Genomic DNA, 19,696 nt, shown 5'->3' on the forward strand with positions numbered 1-19,696 from the left:
CTGCCCGCCCCCACGGCCGACTGACCCGTGCGTGCCGATCGCGTCTTCGCGTACGGCGCCGCCGCCGGCCTCCTCGGCGACCAGCTGCTCGGCGATCCGCGCCGGGGGCATCCGGTCGCCGCGTTCGGGCGGGCCGCCGGTGCCGTGGAACGGGTGCTGTGGCGGGACCATCGGGGGTGGGGCGCGCTGCACACCGCCGTGTGCGCCGGTGGCGCCGTCGCCCTCGGGGCTCTCGCCGCGCGTGCCCTACGGGATTCCCGTACGGGTTCCCTCGCCCTGACCGCCGCCGCCACCTGGGCCGTCGTCGGCGGCACCTCGCTGGCCCGGGAGGCCAGGACGGTCGGGCGCGCCCTGGAGGCCGGTGATCTGGCCGGGGCGCGGGCCCGGCTGCCGCATCTGTGCGGGCGCGACCCGCAGGCCCTGGACGCCGACGCCCTCGCCCGCGCGGTCGTCGAGTCCGTCGCCGAGAACACCTCGGACGCCGTGGTGGGCGCGCTGGTGTGGGGCGCCGTCGCCGGGGTCCCCGGGCTGCTCGGGTTCCGGGCCGTCAACACGCTGGACGCCATGGTCGGCCACAAGTCGGCCCGGCACCGCCGTTTCGGCTGGGCCTCCGCGCGCCTCGACGACGTCGTCGGCTGGCCAGGGGCGCGGCTGACGGCCGTGCTCGCCGCCGTCGCCGGGAGTGATCCGCGCGGGGCGCTGCGGGCCTGGCGGGCCGATGCCGCGAAGCATCCGTCGCCCAACGCGGGCCCGGTGGAGGCGTCGTTCGCGGGCGCGCTCGGGGTGCGGCTCGGCGGCACCCTCGCCTACGCGGGCCGCGTCGAACACCGGCCGGTCCTCAACGGCGCCGTGGGGCGCCCCGTCACCGTCCCCGACATCGAACGGGCCGTACGGCTGTCCCGGCGCGTCGGCCTGCTCGCCCTCGGGGTCAGCGCGGCCGGCCGTCTCCTGGTGAAGGGAGGCAGGTCATGAACGGTGGTCTGCTCGTCGCGGGCACCACCTCCGACGCCGGCAAGAGCGTCGTCACGGCGGGGATCTGCCGGTGGCTGGTGCGCCAGGGCGTGAAGGTGGCGCCGTTCAAGGCGCAGAACATGTCGCTGAACTCGTTCGTGACGCGCGAGGGCGCGGAGATCGGGCGGGCCCAGGCCATGCAGGCGCAGGCGTGCCGCGTCGAGCCGACCGCGCTGATGAACCCCGTGCTGCTCAAGCCGGGCGGCGAGCAGAGCAGCCAGGTCGTGCTGCTGGGCAAGCCGGTCGGCGAGATGAGCGCGCGCGGCTATCACGGCGGCCGGCAGCAGCGGCTGCTGGGGACGGTGCTGGACTGCCTGGCCGAACTGCGCGCCGACTATGACGCGGTGATCTGCGAGGGGGCCGGGTCGCCCGCGGAGATCAATCTGCGGCGCACCGACATCGTCAACATGGGGATCGCGCGCAACGCCGGGCTGCCCGTGCTGGTCGTCGGTGACATCGACCGGGGTGGCGTCTTCGCCTCCTTCTTCGGGACCGTCGCGCTGCTCTCGCCCGAGGACCAGGCGTGTGTGGCCGGGTTCCTCGTCAACAAGTTCCGCGGCGATGTCAGCCTGCTGGAGCCCGGCCTCGACATGCTGCACGGCCTCACCGGGCGTCGTACCTACGGGGTACTGCCGTTCCGGGACGGGCTCGGCATCGACGAGGAGGACGGACTCGGGGTGTCCCTGAGAGCGGCCGTGCGCGAGTCGGCCGTCACACCGCCGGTCGGCGCCGAGGTACTACGGGTAGCGGTGTGTGCCGTGCCGCTCATGTCGAACTTCACCGACGTGGACGCCCTCGCCGCCGAACCCGGGGTCGTGGTGCGGTTCGTGGACCGGCCCGAGGAGCTGGCCGACGCCGACCTCGTCGTCGTTCCCGGAACGCGCGGGACCGTGCGGGCGCTGGAGTGGCTGCGCGAGCGCGGGCTGGCCGGGGCGCTGCTGCGGCGGGCCGCCGAAGGGCGCCCGGTGCTGGGGATCTGCGGCGGCTTCCAGCTGCTCGGCGAGCACATCGAGGACGACGTCGAGAGCCGCCGGGGTCATGTCGACGGGCTCGGCGTGCTGCCCGTGCGGGTGCGGTTCGCCCGCGAGAAGACCCTCACCCGGCCCACCGGCACGGCCCTCGGCGAGCAGGTCGACGGGTACGAGATCCATCACGGGGTCGCCGACGTCACCGGCGGGGAGCCCTTCTTGGACGGGTGCCGGGTCGGCTCCGTCTGGGGCACCCACTGGCACGGCTCGCTGGAGTCGGACGGCTTCCGGCGGGCGTTCCTGCGCGAGGTGGCCGCCGCCGCGGGCCGCCGCTTCGTGCCGGCGCCCGACACCTCGTTCGCCGCGCTGCGCGAGGCGCAGCTCGACCGGCTCGGCGATCTGATCGAACAGCACGCGGACACGGACGCGCTCATGCGGCTCATCGAGTCGGGCGCGCCACTAGGACTGCCTTTCATTCCACCGGGAGCGCCCGCATGAGCACAGTGTTGTTGTTGTCGACCGCCGACACGGACCTGCTGGCGGCCCGTGCCTCCGGCGCCGGCTACCGGATCGGCAACCCGACCCGGGTGGACGTGGCCGAGGAGCTGCCCGCGCTGCTCGACGGCGCCGACCTCGCCGTCGTCCGGCTGCTCGGCGGCAAGCGGGCCTGGGAGGACGGGCTCGCCGCGCTGAAGGCGTCCGGGGTGCCGACCGTGCTGCTGGGCGGGGAGTCCGTGCCGGACGCCGAGCTGATGGCCGAGTCGTCGGCGCCGGCCGGGGTCGTCGCGGAGGCGCTGCGCTATCTCGTCGAGGGTGGCCCCGACAACCTCACCGAACTCGCCCGGTTCCTCTCCGACACCGTGCTGTTGACCGGCGAGGGGTTCGTGGAGCCGCGCACGATGCCGGAGTTCGGGGTGCACGGCGAGCGCGCGTTCGTCGAGGGCCGCCCGACGGTCGGCGTGCTCTTCTACCGGGCCCACCATCTCTCCGGCAACACCGGCTTCGTGGACACCCTGTGCGACGCGATCGAGGCGCGCGGCGCCAACGCCCTTGCCGTGTACTGCGGTTCGCTGCGCGGCGCGGACGCCGGGCTGTACGAGATCCTCGGCCGGGCCGACACCCTGGTCGCCACCGTCCTCGCCGCCGGAGGCACGCACGCCTCGCATGCCTCGGCCGGCGGTGACGAGGAGGCCTGGGACATCGGCGCCCTCGCCGACCTCGACGTGCCGGTGCTGCAAGGGCTCTGCCTCACCTCGTCCAAGAGCGCCTGGGAGGCGTCCGACGCGGCCCTGTCCCCCATGGACGCGGCGATGCAGGTCGCCATCCCGGAGTTCGACGGCCGCGTCATCACGGTCCCGTTCTCCTTCAAGGAGCAGGGTCCCGACGAGGTCCCCGTGTACGTCGCCGACCCGGAGCGGGCCGCGCGGGTCGCCGGGATCGCCGTACGGCACGCCCGGCTGGGGTACAAGCCGAACGCCGAGAAGAGGCTCGCGCTCGTCTTCACCGCCTACCCGACCAAGCACTCCCGGGTCGGCAACGCCGTCGGCCTGGACACGCCCGCCTCCGCGATCCGGGTCCTGGACGCGCTGCGGGACGCCGGGTACGGGGTCGACGGACACCCGGACAACGGCGACGAGTTGATCCACCGGCTCATCAACGCCGGTGGCCACGACGTGGAATGGCTGACGGAGGAGCAGTTGGCGGCCGCGCCCGCCCGGGTGCCGCTCGCCGACTACCAGGCCTGGTTCGAGAAGCTCGACCCCGAACTCCGGGACGCCATGAGGGAGTCGTGGGGGGAGCCGCCGGGGAACCTGTACGTCGACGGCGACGAGATCGTCCTCGCGTCCCTCCAGTTCGGGAACGTCGTCGTGATGATCCAGCCGCCGCGCGGCTTCGGCGAGAACCCGATCGCGATCTACCACGACCCCGACATGCCGCCGTCGCACCACTACATGGCGGCCTACCGCTGGCTGGAGGCCGCATCCGATCAGGGCGGCTTCGGCGCGGACGCGGTCGTCCACATGGGCAAGCACGGCACGATGGAGTGGCTGCCCGGCAAGGGGCTCGGCCTCAGCGGCGGCTGCGCGCCCGACGCCGTGCTCGGTGAACTCCCCCTGATCTACCCGTTCATCGTCAACGACCCCGGCGAGGGCACCCAGGCCAAGCGGCGCGGGCACGCCACCGTCGTCGACCATCTGGTGCCGCCGATGGCCCGCGCCGACACCTACGGCGACCTGGCCAAGCTGGAGCAGCTCCTCGACGAGTACGCGCTCGTCTCCGATCTGGACCCGACGAAGGCACCGGCCGTCCGGGCGCAGATCTGGACGCTGGTGAAGGCGGCCGAGCTCCATCACGACCTGCATGTCGAGGACCAGCCGGACGACGGCGACTTCGACGAGTTCGTCATGCACATCGACGGCTATCTCTGCGAGATCAAGGATGTGCAGATCCGCGACGGCCTCCACGTCCTGGGCGGCGGCCCGGTCGGTGAGGCCCGCGTCAACCTGGTGCTCGCCGTGCTGCGCGCCTCCCAGGTGTGGGGCGGCCAGGCCAACGCCCTGCCGGGTCTGCGGGCCTCGCTCGCCCAGCATTTCGGCCTGGTCGAGAAGGAGTTGCTGGCCGAGCCGGGGGCGCCGGTGAAGGTGCCGGCCGAGCTGACGGAGCTGGTCGACGGGCCCGCCCGCAGCGCCGCCGACGCGATCGACCTGCTGGAGCAGCTGTGCCGGCGGCTCGCCGAGGGCATGGAGGAGCGGGGCTGGCGGACGGCCGCCGTGCCGGCGCTGGTGAGTGAGGTGCTCGGCGTCGAACTCCCGGACGCCGTCGCGGTGTTGGCGTTCGCCGGTGACGAGGTGGTGCCGCGTCTGGTCCGTACGACGGACGAGATCGACCACATCCTCAAGGCCCTGGACGGCGGTTACGTCCCGGCGGGTCCTTCGGGCTCCCCGACCCGCGGTCTGGTCAACGTCCTGCCGACCGGCCGCAATTTCTACTCGGTCGACCCCAAGGCCATTCCGTCCAGGCTGAGTTGGGAGGTCGGCCAGGCGCTCGCCGACTCCCTCGTGCAGCGCTACCTCCAGGACACCGGTGCGTATCCGACCTCCGTCGGGCTCACCGTCTGGGGCACGTCCGCGATGCGCACGCAGGGCGACGACATCGCCGAGATCCTCGCCCTGCTGGGCTGCCGCCCGGTGTGGGACGACGCGTCGCGGCGGGTCACCGGCTTCGAGATCGTGCCGGTCGAGGAGTTGGGGCGGCCGCGCATCGACGTCACCGTGCGTATCTCCGGGTTCTTCCGGGACGCGTTCCCGCACGTGGTCGGGTTGATCGACGACGCGGTGCGGGCGGTGGCCGAGCTGGACGAGCCCGCCGAGTCCAACTACGTGCGGGCGCACGCCGATCAGGACACCGCCGAGCACGGTGACCGGCGCCGGGCCACGGCCCGGATCTTCGGCTCCAAGCCGGGTGCGTACGGGGCGGGGCTGCTGCCGTTGATCGACGCGCGCAACTGGCGTTCCGACGCCGACCTCGCCGAGGTCTACGCCGTCTGGGGCGGCTACGCCTACGGGCGCGGTCTCGACGGGCGGGCGGCGCGCGGGGACATGGAGACGGCGTTCAAGCGGATCGCGGTGGCGGCGAAGAACGTCGACACGCGCGAGCACGACCTCGTCGACGCCGACGACTACTTCCAGTACCACGGCGGCATGGTCGCCATGGTGCGGCACCTGACGGGCACCAGCCCCGAGGCGTACGTCGGTGACTCGGCGACGCCGGACCAGGTCAGGACGCGCACGCTCGGCGAGGAGACGCACCGCGTCTTCCGGGCGCGGGTCGTCAACCCCCGGTGGATGGCGGCCATGCGGCGGCACGGCTACAAGGGTGCCTTCGAGATGGCGGCGACCGTCGACTACCTCTTCGGGTACGACGCGACGGCCGGGGTCGTCGACGACTGGATGTACGAGAAGCTGTCGGCCGAGTACGTCTTCGACGCGGAGAACCAGGACTTCATGAAGAAGTCCAACCCGTGGGCGCTGCGGGGCATCACCGAGCGGCTGTTGGAGGCCGCCGAACGGGGTCTGTGGGCGGAGCCCGACCAGGAGACCCTGGAGCGGCTCCGGGCGACCTACCTCGAACTTGAGGGCGATCTGGAGGGCGACGACAAGTGAGTACTCCCTTTCCGTTCACGGCCGTTGTCGGCCAGGACGATCTGCGGCTCGCGCTGCTGCTGAACGCCGTCTCGCCGGCCGTCGGCGGGGTGCTGGTGCGCGGCGAGAAGGGCACCGCGAAGAGCACCGCCGTGCGGGCGCTGTCGGTGCTGCTGCCCGAGGTCGCCGTGGTGCCCGGGTGCCGTTTCTCGTGTGCGCCGGCCGCGCCCGACCCGGCGTGCCCGGACGGGCCGCACGAGCGCGGGCCCGGGGCCCAACGCCCGGCGCGGATGGTGGAGTTGCCGGTCGGCGCGTCCGAGGACCGGCTCGTGGGGTCCCTCGACATCGAACGGGCGCTGTCCGAGGGCGTGAAGGCCTTCGAGCCCGGCCTGCTGGCCGACGCGCACCGGGGCATCCTCTACGTCGACGAGGTCAACCTCCTCCACGACCATCTCGTGGACCTGCTGTTGGACGCGGCCGCGATGGGCGCCTCCTATGTGGAGCGGGAGGGCGTCTCCGTCCGGCACGCCGCGAAGTTCCTGCTCGTCGGGACCATGAACCCCGAAGAGGGCGAACTACGCCCGCAGTTGCTCGACCGGTTCGGGCTCACCGTCGAGGTCGCCGCCTCCCGCGAGCCCGACCAGCGGGTCGAGGTGGTCCGCAGGCGGCTGGCCTACGACGACGATCCCGAGGGCTTCGTCGCGCGGTGGGCCGACGAGGAGTCCGCCGTACGCCAACGGGTCGTCGCGGCGCGGGAGTTGCTGCCGTCGGTGCGGCTCGGGGACGCGGCGCTGCGGCAGATCGCGGCGACCTGTGCGGCGTTCGAGGTGGACGGCATGCGGGCCGACATCGTGATGGCGCGGACGGCGACGGCGCTGGCCGCGTGGGCGGGGCGCACCGAGGTGCTCGCCGAGGACGTGCGGCAGGCCGCGTTGCTGGCGCTGCCGCACCGGCGGCGGCGAAATCCCTTCGACGCGCCGGGACTTGACGAGAACAAGCTCGACGAGACGCTGGAGGAGTTCTCCGGCGACGCCGACGGCGACGGCGGCAGCGACGACAACGACCCCGACCCCGACCCCGACGACCACGGTCCCGGTGGTGGCGGCGGGCAGCCCACCCCGGACGACGGCGGACCGCGGGACGGCGACGAGGCCGCGCAGCCGGAGGCCGGGCAGGGCGGCGCCCCGCAGCCCTCCCCGTCCGGCGCGGGCGAACGGCAGCCGGCCCGGGCCTCGGAGCCGTTCCGTACGAAGGTGTTGAGTGTGCCGGGGATCGGCGAGGGCGCGGCCGGGCGGCGCTCCCGGGCACGGACCGAGCACGGCCGGACCACCGGTGCCCGGCGGCCCCAAGGGGCCCTGACGAAGCTGCACTTGACGGCGACCGTGCAGGCGGCGGCGCCGCATCAGCGGGCGCGCGGCCGGTCGGGTCCTGGGCTGGTGGTGCGGCGGGACGATCTGCGGCAGGCGACGCGGGAGGGGCGTGAGGGCAACCTCGTGCTGTTCGTCGTGGACGCCTCCGGGTCGATGGCGGCGCGGCAGCGGATGAGCACCGTGAAGGGCGCCGTGCTGTCGCTGCTGCTCGACGCGTACCAGCGGCGGGACAAGGTGGGTCTGGTGACGTTCCGGGGTGCGGGCGCGGAGGTGGCGCTGCCGCCGACGTCGTCGGTGGACGCGGCGGCGGTCCGTCTGGAGTCGTTGCCGACGGGTGGGCGGACGCCGCTGGCGGCCGGGCTGCTCAGGGCGCACGACGTGCTGCGGGTGGAGCGGCTGCGGGACGTCCACCGGCGGCCCCTGGTGGTCGTGGTGACCGACGGGCGGGCCACCGGTGGGCCCGAGCCGGTCGCGCTCGCGGGGCGGGCGGCGCGGCTGTTCGCGGCCGACGGGACCGCGTCGGTGGTCGTGGACTGCGAGTCGGGTCCGGTGCGGCTGGGGCTCGCCGGGAAGCTCGCGGGTGAGCTGGACGGGGTCGCGGTGACGCTGGACGAGTTGCGGGCGGACGCGCTCGCGGGTCTGGTCAGGGATGTGCGGGGAACGTCGTCGAGGAGGGCCGCGTAGTGCCGCAGGGGCAGCCGAGTTCGGTACCGGACGACGGTCTGACGACCCGTCAGCGTCGTAACCGTCCGCTGCTGATCGTGCACACCGGCGTCGGCAAGGGGAAGTCGACGGCGGCCTTCGGGCTCGCGCTGCGGGCCTGGAACCAGGGGTGGCCGATCGGCGTGTTCCAGTTCGTCAAGTCGGCGAAGTGGAAGGTCGGCGAGGAGCGCGCGCTGCGGGTCCTCGGGGATTCCGGCGAGGGCGGCTCGGTCGCCTGGCACAAGATGGGCGAGGGCTGGTCGTGGGTCCAGCGGGACGACCAGATGGACAACGAGGAGAAGGCCCGGGAGGGCTGGGAGCAGGTCAAGCGTGACCTGGCCGCCGAGGCCTACCAGCTGTACGTGCTCGACGAGTTCGCGTACCCGATGCACTGGGGCTGGATCGACACCGACGAGGTCGTCGAGGTGCTGCGTGACCGTCCCGGCACCCAGCATGTGATCATCACCGGGCGCAACGCGCCTGAGAAACTGGTCGAGTCGGCCGATCTCGTCACCGACATGTCGAAGGTCAAGCACCCGATGGACGCGGGGCAGAAGGGCCAGCGGGGCATCGAGTGGTGACGTCTTCCGTACCCCGGCTGGTCATCGCCGCGCCCGCGTCGGGCAGCGGCAAGACCACCGTCGCCACGGGGTTGATGGCCGCGTTCGCCGCGCGCGGGCTCGCCGTGTCCCCGCACAAGGTCGGGCCCGACTACATCGACCCCGGGTACCACGCGCTCGCGACCGGGCGGGTGGGGCGCAACCTCGACGCGTATCTGTGCGGGCCCGAGTTGATCGGCCCGCTGTTCGCGCACGGGGCGCGCGGGTGTGACGTCGCCGTCGTCGAGGGTGTGATGGGGCTGTTCGACGGGGCCGCAGGGGAAGGGGAGTTGGCGTCCACCGCGCAGGTCGCGAAGGTGTTGCGGGCGCCGGTGGTGCTGGTCGTGGACGCGTCGTCGCAGTCGCGGTCGGTGGCCGCGCTGGTGCATGGGTTCGTGTCGTGGGACCCCGAGGTGCGGATCGGGGGCGTCATCCTCAACAAGGTGGCGTCCGATCGGCACGAGGTGCTGTTGCGGGAGGCGTTGGACTCCGTCGGGGTGCCGGTGCTCGGGGTGTTGCGGCGGGCGGTTCAGGTGGAGACGCCGGCTCGGCATCTGGGGCTGGTGCCGGTCGCTGAGCGGGGTTCGGTGGCGGTGGAGGCCGTCGCTGCGATGGGCTCGCAGGTGGCCGCTGGGTGTGATCTGGGTGCGCTTCTTGCGTTGGCACGCGGTGCTGGGGCCCTGGCCGGGGTGGCTTGGGATGCGGGGGCTGCGCTTGCGTCTGAGGCCGGGGATGTCGCCGGCGGGCTGGATGATGCTGGCCTGCGCTTGCCTGGCGCCGAAGAGACCTGGGGGCTGCGCCCCCAGACCCCCCTTCGGCCTGGACGGCCTCGTCCTCAAGCGCCGGACGGGCTGAAAAGCACCAAGCCACTCGTCGCCGTTGCCGGTGGGGTTGCGTTTACCTTTTCCTATGCTGAGCAGGCTGAGTTGCTTGTGGCTGCTGGGGCTGACGTTGTTGTTTTTGATCCGTTGCGGGATGAGGCGTTGCCCGAGGGGGTCTCCGGGGTCGTCATCGGGGGTGGGTTTCCCGAGGTGTATGCCAGTGAGCTGTCCGCCAACGAGGCGCTGCGGGGGGCCGTCGGCTCGGTTGCCGCGCGGGGGGCGCCGATCGCCGCCGAGTGTGCCGGGTTGTTGTATCTGTGCCGGGAACTCGACGGGCTGCCGATGTGCGGGGTCGTCGACGCGAAGGCTCGGATGACGGAGCGGCTCACCCTCGGGTACCGGGACGCCGTTGCCGTGAGTGACAGTGTGCTGGCCCCGGCGGGAACCCGGATGCGGGGGCACGAGTTCCATCGGACGGTCGTCGAACCCGGGGCGGGGGCGACTCCCGCGTGGGGGATGCGGAACCCCGAGCGGCGCGTCGAGGGGTTCGTGGAGGACAGTGTCCATGCAAGTTATTTGCACACGCACTGGGCGGCAGAGCCCGGTGTGGCCCGTCGGTTCGTGGAGAGGTGCCGCACGTCATGAGCAGCAGACTGGTCGGAGTCGGGGTCGGCCCCGGTGACCCCGAACTGGTGACCGTGAAGGGCGTCAACGCGCTGCGCGCCGCCGCCGCCGTCGTCGTTCCCGTGATGGACAACGGGGAACGGGGGCGCGCGGAGGCGACCGTGCTGCACTACGTGCCCGCCGAGAAGGTCGTCCGCGTGGTGTTCGCGCTGAACGAGCGCAGCGACCGGGCCCGCCGCGAGGCCGCCTGGGACGCCGCCGGGGACCAGGTCGCGCAGCTGTTGCGCACCCAGGGTTCCGTCGCGTTCGCAACCATCGGTGACCCGAATGTGTATTCGACGTTCACCTATCTGGCGCAGACCATCGCCGAACTGGTGCCGGGCACCGTCGTGGAGACCGTGCCCGGGATCACCGCGATGCAGGACCTCGCCGCCCGGTCCGGCGCCGTGCTCACCGAGGGCACCGAGCCGCTGACCCTGGTGCCGGTGACCGCCGGTTCCGCCGTCCTCAAGGAGGCCCTGGCCGGGCCGGGAACCGTCGTCGCCTACAAGTTCGGGCGGCAGGCCGGCGAGGTCGCGGAGGCGCTGCGCGAGACCGGGCGGCTCGACGACGCGGTGTGGGGCTCGGCGCTCGGGCTGCCCGAGGAGTCGATCCGCCCCGCCGCCGACCTCGACGGCGCCCCGCTGCCCTACCTGTCGACGCTGATCGCGCCCGCCCGGCGCGACGGAGGGCGTGGCGGCAAACTGTGACCCCCTCCCCCGGGCCGTCAGCCGGCGACGCCCACCACCAGCCAGATGAACCCCACCCCCGCGACCGTGCACAGCAGGGTGGAGCGGGCCGGGTGTTCGTGGTGGGCCTCGGGCAGGATCTCGGCGGCGGCCAGGTAGAGGAGCACCCCGCCGAAGAACCCGAGATACCCGCCGAGGACGACCTTGGGGATCGTGACGAACGCGGTCGAGGCGGCGCCCACGACCGGTGCCGCCGCGTCCGCGAACAGCATGACGAGCGCCTTGCGGCGGGCGTTGCCGTACAGGCTGGTCAGCGTGTACGTGTTGAAGCCGTCCGCGAAGTCGTGGGCGACGACGGCCAGGGCGACCGCCGCGCCCATGCCGCCGCCGACCTGGAAGGCCGCGCCGATCGCGACGCCGTCCATCGCGCTGTGCCCGACCATCGCACCGGCCGCGGTGAGGCCCACCTCGGGCGCGCGGCCGTGCGGTTCCTCGCCGCCGTGCGCGGCCTGCCGGGCCGCCAGCAGCCGTTCCACCAGATGGGCCAGGAGGAACCCGGCGACGAACAGCAGCAGCGCCGCCGGTACGCCGAACACCTCGGTGCCGGCCGCCTTCAGCGCCTCCGGCAGCAGATCGAGGCCGACCACCCCGAGCATCAGTCCGCCGGCCAGGCCGAGGACCAGATGGCGGCGGTCGGTCACCCGCTGCGCCGTCCACCCTCCGGCCAGCGTCATCAGGAACGCGCCGAGCGCGACAAGGACCGCCATAGGCCCCTTGCTATCCGATCAACCGACCTTCGCGCACCTTCGGGGGCGGGAACAGACGCGGGGGTGGGGGTGGCGGGGGCCCGTTCGAGGCCTTCGGCGCGGGCGGCGGCCTCGGGGCGGGCGGTGGGTCCGGGGCGGGCGGGGGGTTCGGTGGGTTCCGGGGGTCCGGTGGGTTCCGGGCACCGGCCCCTAGGGGGCCTAGGGGGTGTGACCCCCGGGTTCTTCCGGGGGCTGGGCCCGTAGTACCCCTAGTACCTGCTTCGTCCGGGACCCGCATCGTCGTTCCGCTCGATCCGTCCGCGCATGTACCGCATGCGCCACCTGCACCGTCCGCCTCACCTGCCTCACCTGCCTCACCCGCAGATCCGCCGCTTCACGTGCACCCCGCACACCCCCCAGAGAGGACCCCATCCCATGGCCGACGCCCCTACCGGCAAAGTGACGTTCGTCGGTGCCGGTCCCGGCGCCGCCGACCTGCTGACGTTCCGCGCCGCGCGGGCCATCGCCGACGCCGATGTCGTGATCTGGGCCGCGAGCCTGGTGCAGGCCGAGGTTCTCGACCACGCGCGCGCGGGCGCCGAGATCCTCGACTCGGCGACGATGTCGTTGGAGGACGTCGTCGCCGTCTACGAGCGCGCCCACCGCGACGGCCTCAAGGTGGCCCGCATCCACTCCGGTGACCCCGCGCTGTGGGGCGGCACGCAGGAGCAGCTCGACCGGTGTGACGTGATCGGCGTCGCGACCGAGGTCGTGCCCGGTGTCTCCGCGTTCTCTGCGGTCGCCGCGCTCGCGGGGCGTGAGCTGACCATTCCCGAGGTGGCGCAGTCGGTCGTGCTGACCCGGCTCGGCGGCGGCAAGACGCCGATGCCGCCCGGCGAGGAGGTGCGTGAGTTCGCCCGGCACGGCACGACCATGGCGATCTTCCTGTCGGCGGCCCGCAGCGGTCAGCTGGTCCGGGAGCTGCTGGAGGGCGGCTACCCGACGACCACCCCGGTCGTCGTCGCGTATCAGGCGACCTGGCCCGAGGAACTGATCGCGCGCTGCACGATCGAGACGCTGGAGGAGACGGTCAAGGAGCACAAGCTCTGGAAGCACACGCTCTTCCTGGTCGGCCCGGCCCTTGAGGCGCACGGCACCCGTTCGCACCTCTACCACCCCGGGCACTTCCACGGGTACCGCAAGGCCGACCCGCAGGCCCGGCGGGCGTTGCGCGAACGAGGTGCCAGCACGTGATCACCGTCGTCGGTATGGGGACGGGGGCTGCGATCACCGAGGGGCCTACGGGGCTTACGGGTCTTACGGGGGGCGCGGGTACTACAGGTGTTCCGGGTGCTGGTGGTCCCCTCGATGTGCTGGCCGGGGCCGAGTTGGTGGTCGGAGGGCGGCGGCATCTGGAGGCCGTGCGGGTGCCCGTAGGGGTACGGCAGGTGGTGCTCGGGGCGTTGGCTCCGGCGCTCGACGTCGTCGCCGGGTATGTCCGTGACGGGCGGCGCGTGGTCGTGCTGGCCTCGGGGGACCCCGGGTTCTTCGGGATCGTGCGGGCGTTGGCGGAGCGGTTCGGGGCGCAGGCGCTGGAGGTGCGGCCGGGGGTGTCGTCGGTGGCGACGGCGTTCGCGCGGCTGGGGCTGCCCTGGGACGACGCGGTCGTGGTGAGCGCGCACGGGCGGGAGCTGCGCACGGCCGTGCAGGTGTGCCGGGCGCGGCCCAAGGTGGCCGTGCTGACCGGACCGGGCGCGGGGCCCGCCGAGTTGGGCGCCGCGCTGCCGGGTGACCGGACGCTGGTGGTGGCGAGTGCGCTGGGCGATCCGGTGCGGGAGCGGGTGGAGCGGGTGACGGCCGCCGAGGCCGCCGTCCGGGACTGGGGAACGGCGGTGAGTGTCGTCGTCTGCCTGGACGAGACGCGGGCGCTCGGTGCCGTGCGGACGGTCGCGGGACCGCAGGCCTCGCCCGCCCGATGGGCCCTGGACGAGGGGGAGTTCGGGCACCGTGACTCGATGATCACCAAGTTCGAGGTGCGGGCGCTGGCGCTGGCCAGGCTCGGGCCGCGCCTGGGTGAACTGGTGTGGGACGTCGGTGCGGGCTCCGGCTCGGTGGCCGTGGAGTGCGCGCGGTTCGGGGCGGCTGTCGTCGCCGTCGAGAAGACCGCCGACGGGGTCGAGCGGATCGCCGCCAACGCCTCGGCGCACGGTGTCGAGGTCCAGGTGGTGCACGGCGAGGCGCCCGGGGCGTTGGCCCAACTCCCCGATCCGGACGCGGTGTTCGTCGGGGGCGGGGGGCGGGAGCTGCCCGCCGTCGTCGCCGCGTGCGCCGCCCGGGCCCGGCGGGCGGTGGTGGTGGCGCTGGCCGCCCTGGACCGGGTCCCGGCGGCGCGGGCGGCGCTCACCGACGCCGGATTCTCGTGTGACGGCGTGCTGTTGCAGTCGTCGCGGCTCGCCCCGCTGCCCGGTGACGTGACCCGGCTCGCGGCGACCAACCCCGTTTTCCTGCTGTGGGGCGAACGGCCCCGCGCGACCGTAGAAGGAGTTGCTCAGTGATCGGCCTCATTTCCGCCACCGCGGCAGGGGCGGCGGCGCGCGACCGGCTGGCCGCCGCGTGGCCGGAGCGGACGCGCGTGTACGAGGGTCCCGTCGGGGACGCCGTACGGGCCGCGTTCGCGCAGTGCGAGCAGGTGGTGTGCTTCCTGGCGACCGGTGCGGTGGTGCGTCTGATCGCCCCGCTGCTCGGCGACAAGACGTCCGACCCGGGTGTGGTGTGCGTCGACGAGAGCGGCCGGTTCGCCGTGTCGCTGGTCGGCGGGCATGGCGGCGGCGCCAATGAACTCGCCCGCGAGGTGGGCGAGTTGCTCGGTGCGCTGCCGGTGGTGACGACGGCGACGGACGCGGTGGACGTGCCCGGGCTCGACACCCTGGGCCTGCCGGTCGAGGGCGCCGTCGCGGCCGTTTCGCGGGCGTTGCTCGACGGTGAGCCGGTCGCGCTGGACGCCGAGGTGAGCTGGCCGTTGCCGCCGCTGCCGGTGGCCGAGGCGGGGGCGTACACGATCCGGGTGACCGACCGGGACGTCCAACCCGGCGCCCAGGACGTGCTGTTGCGGCCGCCGACGCTGGTCGTCGGGGTCGGCGCCTCCAAGGGCGCGCCCGTCGACGAGGTGCTCGACCTGATCGGGACGGCGTTGCGGGAGGCGGGTCTTTCGGCGCGGTCGGTCGGCCAACTGGCCACCGTGGACGCCAAGTCCGAGGAGCCCGGCATCGTGGCCGCCGCCGAACGGCTCGGTGTGCCGCTGGTGACGTACGCCGCCGAGGAGTTGGCGGGCGTCGAGGTGCCGAACCCGTCCGCCGCGCCGCTCGCCGCCGTCGGCACCCCCTCGGTCGCCGAGGCCGCCGCACTGGCCGGCGGGGGTGAACTCCTCGTGCCCAAGCGGAAGTCGGCGGCCGTGCCCGCGATGGCGACCTGCGCGGTGGTGCGGCGTCCCGGGCGCGGGCGGCTCGCGGTGGTCGGGCTCGGCCCTGGCGCCCGGGACCTGCTGACGCCACGCGCGAAGGCCGAACTCCGGCGCGCCGCCGTGCTGGTGGGGCTCGACCAGTACGTGGACCAGATCCGTGATCTGCTGCGGCCCGGCACCCGGATTCTGGAGTCCGGGCTCGGCGCCGAGGAGGAACGCGCCAGGACCGCCGTCGCCGAGGCGCGGGCGGGGCGGGCGGTCGCGCTGATCGGCAGCGGGGACGCGGGCGTGTACGCGATGGCCTCTCCGGCCCTCGCGGAGGCCTCGCACGACATCGACGTGGTCGGTGTGCCGGGCGTGACGGCCGCGCTGGCCGCTGGGGCGGTCCTGGGGGCGCCGCTCGGCCACGACCATGTGTCGATCAGCCTCTCCGACCTGCACACACCGTGGGAGGTCATCGAGCGGCGGGTGCGGGCGGCGGCCGAGGCGGACCTCGTGGTGACGTTCTACAACCCCCGTTCCCGGGGCCGGGACTGGCAGTTGCCGAAGGCGCTCGCGATCCTCGCCGAGCACCGTGAGCCGCGCACGCCGGTCGGTGTCGTGCGCAACGCGTCGCGGGCCGACGAGTCGAGCAGGCTGACCACCCTGGGCGTGCTCGATCCGGCGTGGGTCGACATGATGACCGTCGTGACCGTGGGCAACACCGCGACCCGTGAGATCGCGGGCCGTATGGTGACCCCGCGCGGCTACCGCTGGCAGGAGGACCCCCGGTGAACCGTGTGATCCACCCGATCGAGCAGGAGTCGTTCCGGCGGCTGCGCTCCCGCCTCGACACCTCTCAACTCCCGCCGCTGACACGGGCGGTGGTGGAGCGGGTCATCCACTCCGCCGCCGACCTCGACTACGCGCGCGACCTGGTGCTGGCCGAGGCCGACCTGGCGCCCGCGCACGCCGCGCTGCACGCCGGGGCGCCGGTCGTCGTCGACGTCGAGATGGTCGCCGCCGGCATCACCCGCCGGGACACCGTCTGCCGCCTCAAGGACGCCAAGTCCGGTCCGGGCCTTACCCGTTCGGCGCACGCGATCCGGCTCGCCTACGAGCAGGTCGGCCCCGGCGCCCTCTGGGTGATCGGCTGCGCGCCGACCGCCCTGGAGGAACTGCTCACCCTGAACGCCGCTCCCGCACTCATCGTCGGCCTGCCGGTCGGCTTCGTCGGGGCGGTCGAGTCCAAGGCCGCGTTGCGCGAGAGCGGGCTGCCCGCCGTGAGCAACGTGTCCGAGAAGGGCGGTTCGGCGGTCGCCGCCGCCGCGCTCAACGCCCTGCTGTACCACCCGATTCGCACCGAGGAGAAACCGTGACCACCCCGCCGCCCGCCCTGCTCATCGCCGGCCACGGCACCCGGGACGAGGCCGGAGCCGAGGCGTTCCGCGACTTCGTACGGGAGTTGGGGGACCGCCACCCCGAACTGCCCGTCGCGGGCGGCTTCATCGAGCTGTCCCCGCCGCCGCTCGGCGACGCCGTCACCGAGCTGGTGGAGCGTGGCGTACGTCAATTCGCCGCCGTTCCGCTGATGTTGGTGTCCGCCGGGCACGCCAAGGGCGACATCCCGGCCGCGCTCTCCCGCGAGAAGGAACGCCACCCCGGCATCTCCTACACCTACGGGCGCCCGCTGGGCCCGCACCCGGCGCTGCTGAACGTGCTGGAGCGGCGTCTTGACGAGGTGCTCGGCGCGGCCGGGCGCTCCCCCGCCGACCGGGCCGATGTGACGGTGCTGCTGGTGGGGCGCGGTTCGACCGACCCGGACGCCAACGCCGAGGTGCTCAAGGCGGCCCGGCTGCTGTGGGAGGGGCGCGGGTACGCGGGCGTGGAGACGGCGTTCGTGTCGCTGGCCGCGCCGGACGTGCCCAGCGGCCTGGACCGGTGTGTGCGGCTCGGTGCGAAGCGGGTCGTGGTGCTGCCGTACTTCCTGTTCACGGGCATCCTGCCGGAGCGGGTGCGGCAGCAGGCCGAGGGCTGGTCGGCGGCGCACCCGGAGATCGACGTGCGGTGCGCGGACGTCATCGGGCCCGAGCCGGAACTCCTCGACCTGGTGATGGAGCGCTACCGGGAGGCCGTGCGCGGGGATCTGCGGATGAACTGCGACTCGTGCGTGTACCGCATCGCGCTGCCCGGCTTCGAGGACAAGGTGGGCCTGCCGCAGCAGCCGCACTTCCACCCGGACGACGACGGCCACCACCACGACGGTCACCACCACGGGCATCACGGTGATCACGCGCATGCCCACTGAGGGCGGCGCCGGGCACGATCTGCGCCACCACGGCGACGCCGAAGTCCGTGACGGCGGTGCGGCGTTGGTCGACCTCGCGGTCAACGTCCGTGCGGACACGCCCCCTTCGTGGCTGCGGGAGCGCCTCGCCGCCTCGCTGACGACGCTGGCCGCCTACCCGGACGGGCGGGCGGCCCGCGCGGCGGTCGCGGCGCACCACCGACTCCCGGTGGAACGGGTGCTGTTGACGGCCGGTGCCGCCGAGGCGTTCGTGCTGCTCGCGCGGGCGCTGAAGGTGCGGCGACCGGTCGTGGTGCACCCGCAGTTCACCGAGCCGGAGGCGGCGCTGCGGGACGCCGGGCACAGCGTGGACCGGGTGCTGCTGAGGGCCGAGGACGGGTTCCGGCTCGACCCGGGCGCCGTTCCCGAGAGCGCCGACCTGGTGGTCGTGGGCAACCCCACCAATCCGACGTCGGTGCTGCACCCGGCCGGTGTCCTGGCCGAACTGGCGCGTCCGGGGCGGACGTTGGTGGTGGACGAGGCGTTCATGGACGCGGTGCCGGGTGAGCGGGAGGCGCTGGCCGGGCGGACGGACGTGCCCGGTCTTGTCGTGCTGCGCAGCCTGACCAAGACCTGGGGTCTGGCCGGGCTGCGCATCGGCTACGCGCTCGCCGCCCCGGAGACGGTCGCGGAGCTGGCGCGGGCCCAGCCGCTGTGGCCGGTGTCCACGCCCGCGCTGGCCGCCGCCGAGGCCTGTGTGAGCCCCCGCGCCGTCGCCGAGGCGGCGCACGCGGCCCATCGGATCGCCGCCGACCGCGCCCATCTCGTCGCCGGGCTGGGCGCGTTGGCGGCGCACGGGGTCACGGTGGCCGGTCCGGCCGAGGGTCCCTTCGTGCTGGTGCGGCTCCCCCGGGCCGCCGAAGTGCGCCGGTGCCTGCGGGAGTTGGGGTTCGCGGTGCGTCGCGGGGACACGTTCCCGGGGCTGGACGCCGACTGGCTGCGGCTCGCGGTCCGGGAGCGGGCGACGACCGACGTGTTCCTGCGGGCACTGGAGCGGGCGGTCACGACGGCACGGGGGTGAAGGGGCTTCCGCGTCGACTCACGTGCTGCGGGCGCCTGTCGGTCGCCGGGTCAGCTCCTGCGGCGGCGGGCCAGCACCAGCGCTCCCCCGCCGACGACGACCAGGGCGGCGGCCCCGGCGGCGATGTAGGGCGTCGACGCGTTGCCGCCGGTCTCGGCGAGGTTCGCGTCCGAGGTGCCGCCCTGCGGCTCGGTGTCCCCGGCGGGTTGCGCGCTCGCCGGTGCGGGGCTGGGCGACGCGGGTGCGGGCGGGGTCTCGCAGGTGGCCTGGGCGAGGGTGAGGGTGCCCTCGACCTCGGCGACGTTCAGCTTCAACGGGTTGATGGAGACCTTCAGTTCGAGGGCGGTCGCGGCGGCCGTGCGGGAGGTGTGCTCGGCCTTCGACAGGTCGAGCCGGACCTCGCCGACGCCGGGCACCTGGACGTCGGTCGTGCCGCCGACGGTCAGGGTGACCTTCTTGCCGAGGACGGTGACCGCGCCGAGCAGCCGGGACGAGGCTACCGGTGTCTTCCCGACCTCGCAGACCGCCTCGGAGGTGACCTGGTCGACCTCGATCAGGGAGAGCAGGGGCAGCCCGGGGACGTGCAGGCGGGCGTGGGCGAGGCGCGTGGAGCCCTCGGCGCGGCGGGCGGTGACGTCGGCCTTCGCGGAGGCGACGTCGGCGCGCAGCACGCTGAACGGCCGGCCGCCGTCGACGCCGTCCAGGCTCGCGGTGAGCGAGGTCCGCTCCGAACTGCGGGGCGCCTGGACCTCGTTGAGCGAGAGGGCGAGGGGGACGTTCACGGTCTTGTTGAGCAGCGAGACGTCGAGGCCGGTGCGCAGGACGACGGCGCTCGCGCGGCCGTGGCCGGTGGTGGCCTGGGCGGAGCCCGCGCCGGCCAGCGCCGCGGGACCTGCGGCCAGGGCCGTGGCCGCCGCGACGGTGGCGAGACGGCGTGCGGGCATACGGAAGTTGGTGCCGTTCAAGGTGGTGGGACCCTCACTGGAGACGTGCTGGGACCCGGAAAGAATTACGCACGAAGAGTGAACAGTCAGCTTTCCTCCGTGACTTCACTCCAACGTGGGGTTTCCGTGAACGCATTCGAATCCTGCGGCCCGGCAGTCCCCGGTTTCACCGCAGCGCCGCACCCTGTGCGAATACGGGAGTTGACGCCCCGGCGCGCGAGACGGGGTGCACAA

General features: G+C 73.8%; 15 protein-coding genes. 13 read left to right on the forward strand and 2 right to left on the reverse strand.

All coding sequences use genetic code 11. The features are described 5' to 3' along the window. The first annotated feature begins 27 nt into the window (after nucleotides 1-27). The 7 genes from ACIQOU_RS31715 to cobI are packed head-to-tail and all read left to right on the forward strand — an operon-like array spanning nucleotide 28 to nucleotide 10,986. On the forward strand, nucleotides 28-972 hold the full coding sequence (locus ACIQOU_RS31715; protein WP_401542354.1) for a cobalamin biosynthesis protein: 945 nt from the start codon (nucleotides 28-30) through the stop codon (nucleotides 970-972). Beyond that, nucleotides 969-2,477: a cobyric acid synthase gene (locus tag ACIQOU_RS31720; protein ID WP_401542356.1), complete on the forward strand. Its 1,509-nt coding sequence runs from the start codon at nucleotides 969-971 to the stop codon at nucleotides 2,475-2,477. The genes ACIQOU_RS31715 and ACIQOU_RS31720 overlap by 4 nt, the downstream gene beginning before the upstream one ends. Beyond that, nucleotides 2,474-6,142 carry a cobaltochelatase subunit CobN gene (gene cobN, locus ACIQOU_RS31725; RefSeq protein ID WP_401542359.1) on the forward strand — a complete coding sequence of 1,223 codons (3,669 nt, stop codon included), beginning with the start codon at nucleotides 2,474-2,476 and terminating at the stop codon, nucleotides 6,140-6,142. Before ACIQOU_RS31720 ends, cobN begins: the two co-directional genes overlap by 4 nt. Then, on the forward strand, nucleotides 6,139-8,175 hold the full coding sequence (locus ACIQOU_RS31730; RefSeq protein ID WP_401542362.1) for a putative cobaltochelatase: 2,037 nt from the start codon (nucleotides 6,139-6,141) through the stop codon (nucleotides 8,173-8,175). Before cobN ends, ACIQOU_RS31730 begins: the two co-directional genes overlap by 4 nt. Continuing rightward, nucleotides 8,175-8,774, forward strand: a complete 600-nt coding sequence (gene cobO / locus ACIQOU_RS31735; protein WP_401542364.1) for a cob(I)yrinic acid a,c-diamide adenosyltransferase — start codon at nucleotides 8,175-8,177, stop codon at nucleotides 8,772-8,774. Before ACIQOU_RS31730 ends, cobO begins: the two co-directional genes overlap by 1 nt. Continuing rightward, nucleotides 8,768-10,258 (forward strand): cobyrinate a,c-diamide synthase, encoded by a 1,491-nt coding sequence (locus tag ACIQOU_RS31740; RefSeq protein WP_401542366.1) that lies wholly within the window; start codon nucleotides 8,768-8,770, stop codon nucleotides 10,256-10,258. Before cobO ends, ACIQOU_RS31740 begins: the two co-directional genes overlap by 7 nt. Then, on the forward strand, nucleotides 10,255-10,986 hold the full coding sequence (cobI, locus tag ACIQOU_RS31745; RefSeq protein WP_401542369.1) for a precorrin-2 C(20)-methyltransferase: 732 nt from the start codon (nucleotides 10,255-10,257) through the stop codon (nucleotides 10,984-10,986). The genes ACIQOU_RS31740 and cobI overlap by 4 nt, the downstream gene beginning before the upstream one ends. A 17-nt stretch (nucleotides 10,987-11,003) precedes the next feature. Here the strand turns inward: cobI and ACIQOU_RS31750 are convergent, their stop codons facing one another. Beyond that, on the reverse strand, nucleotides 11,004-11,732 hold the full coding sequence (locus ACIQOU_RS31750; protein WP_401542372.1) for a ZIP family metal transporter: 729 nt from the start codon (nucleotides 11,730-11,732) through the stop codon (nucleotides 11,004-11,006). A gap of 414 nt (nucleotides 11,733-12,146) precedes the next feature. On the opposite strand from ACIQOU_RS31750, the gene cobM reads away from it, so the two are divergent. From cobM to cobC, 6 genes are read left to right on the forward strand one after another with little or no spacing between them, the layout of a single operon-like run. Next, complete coding sequence (gene cobM / locus ACIQOU_RS31755) at nucleotides 12,147-12,965, forward strand: precorrin-4 C(11)-methyltransferase (RefSeq protein ID WP_401542374.1); 819 nt, start codon at nucleotides 12,147-12,149, stop codon at nucleotides 12,963-12,965. Then, a complete protein-coding gene (gene cbiE, locus ACIQOU_RS31760; protein WP_401542376.1) occupies nucleotides 12,962-14,266 on the forward strand; it encodes a precorrin-6y C5,15-methyltransferase (decarboxylating) subunit CbiE in 1,305 nt (434 codons plus the stop codon). Before cobM ends, cbiE begins: the two co-directional genes overlap by 4 nt. Beyond that, entirely contained in the window at nucleotides 14,263-15,945 is a 1,683-nt protein-coding gene (gene cobJ, locus ACIQOU_RS31765) for a precorrin-3B C(17)-methyltransferase (protein ID WP_401542379.1), read from the forward strand. Before cbiE ends, cobJ begins: the two co-directional genes overlap by 4 nt. Further along, a complete protein-coding gene (locus tag ACIQOU_RS31770; RefSeq protein WP_401542381.1) occupies nucleotides 15,942-16,529 on the forward strand; it encodes a precorrin-8X methylmutase in 588 nt (195 codons plus the stop codon). Before cobJ ends, ACIQOU_RS31770 begins: the two co-directional genes overlap by 4 nt. Beyond that, nucleotides 16,526-17,458: a sirohydrochlorin chelatase gene (locus tag ACIQOU_RS31775; RefSeq protein ID WP_401542384.1), complete on the forward strand. Its 933-nt coding sequence runs from the start codon at nucleotides 16,526-16,528 to the stop codon at nucleotides 17,456-17,458. Before ACIQOU_RS31770 ends, ACIQOU_RS31775 begins: the two co-directional genes overlap by 4 nt. Further along, nucleotides 17,448-18,518, forward strand: a complete 1,071-nt coding sequence (gene cobC / locus ACIQOU_RS31780; RefSeq protein ID WP_401542386.1) for an Rv2231c family pyridoxal phosphate-dependent protein CobC — start codon at nucleotides 17,448-17,450, stop codon at nucleotides 18,516-18,518. The genes ACIQOU_RS31775 and cobC overlap by 11 nt, the downstream gene beginning before the upstream one ends. A 50-nt stretch (nucleotides 18,519-18,568) precedes the next feature. On the opposite strand, the gene ACIQOU_RS31785 is transcribed toward cobC, so the two are convergent. Further along, nucleotides 18,569-19,483, reverse strand: a complete 915-nt coding sequence (locus ACIQOU_RS31785; protein ID WP_401542389.1) for an SCO1860 family LAETG-anchored protein — start codon at nucleotides 19,481-19,483, stop codon at nucleotides 18,569-18,571. Nucleotides 19,484-19,696 lie beyond the last annotated feature (213 nt).

The sequence above is a fragment of the Streptomyces sp. NPDC091279 genome (assembly GCF_044757465.1).
Classification (GTDB): domain Bacteria; phylum Actinomycetota; class Actinomycetes; order Streptomycetales; family Streptomycetaceae; genus Streptomyces.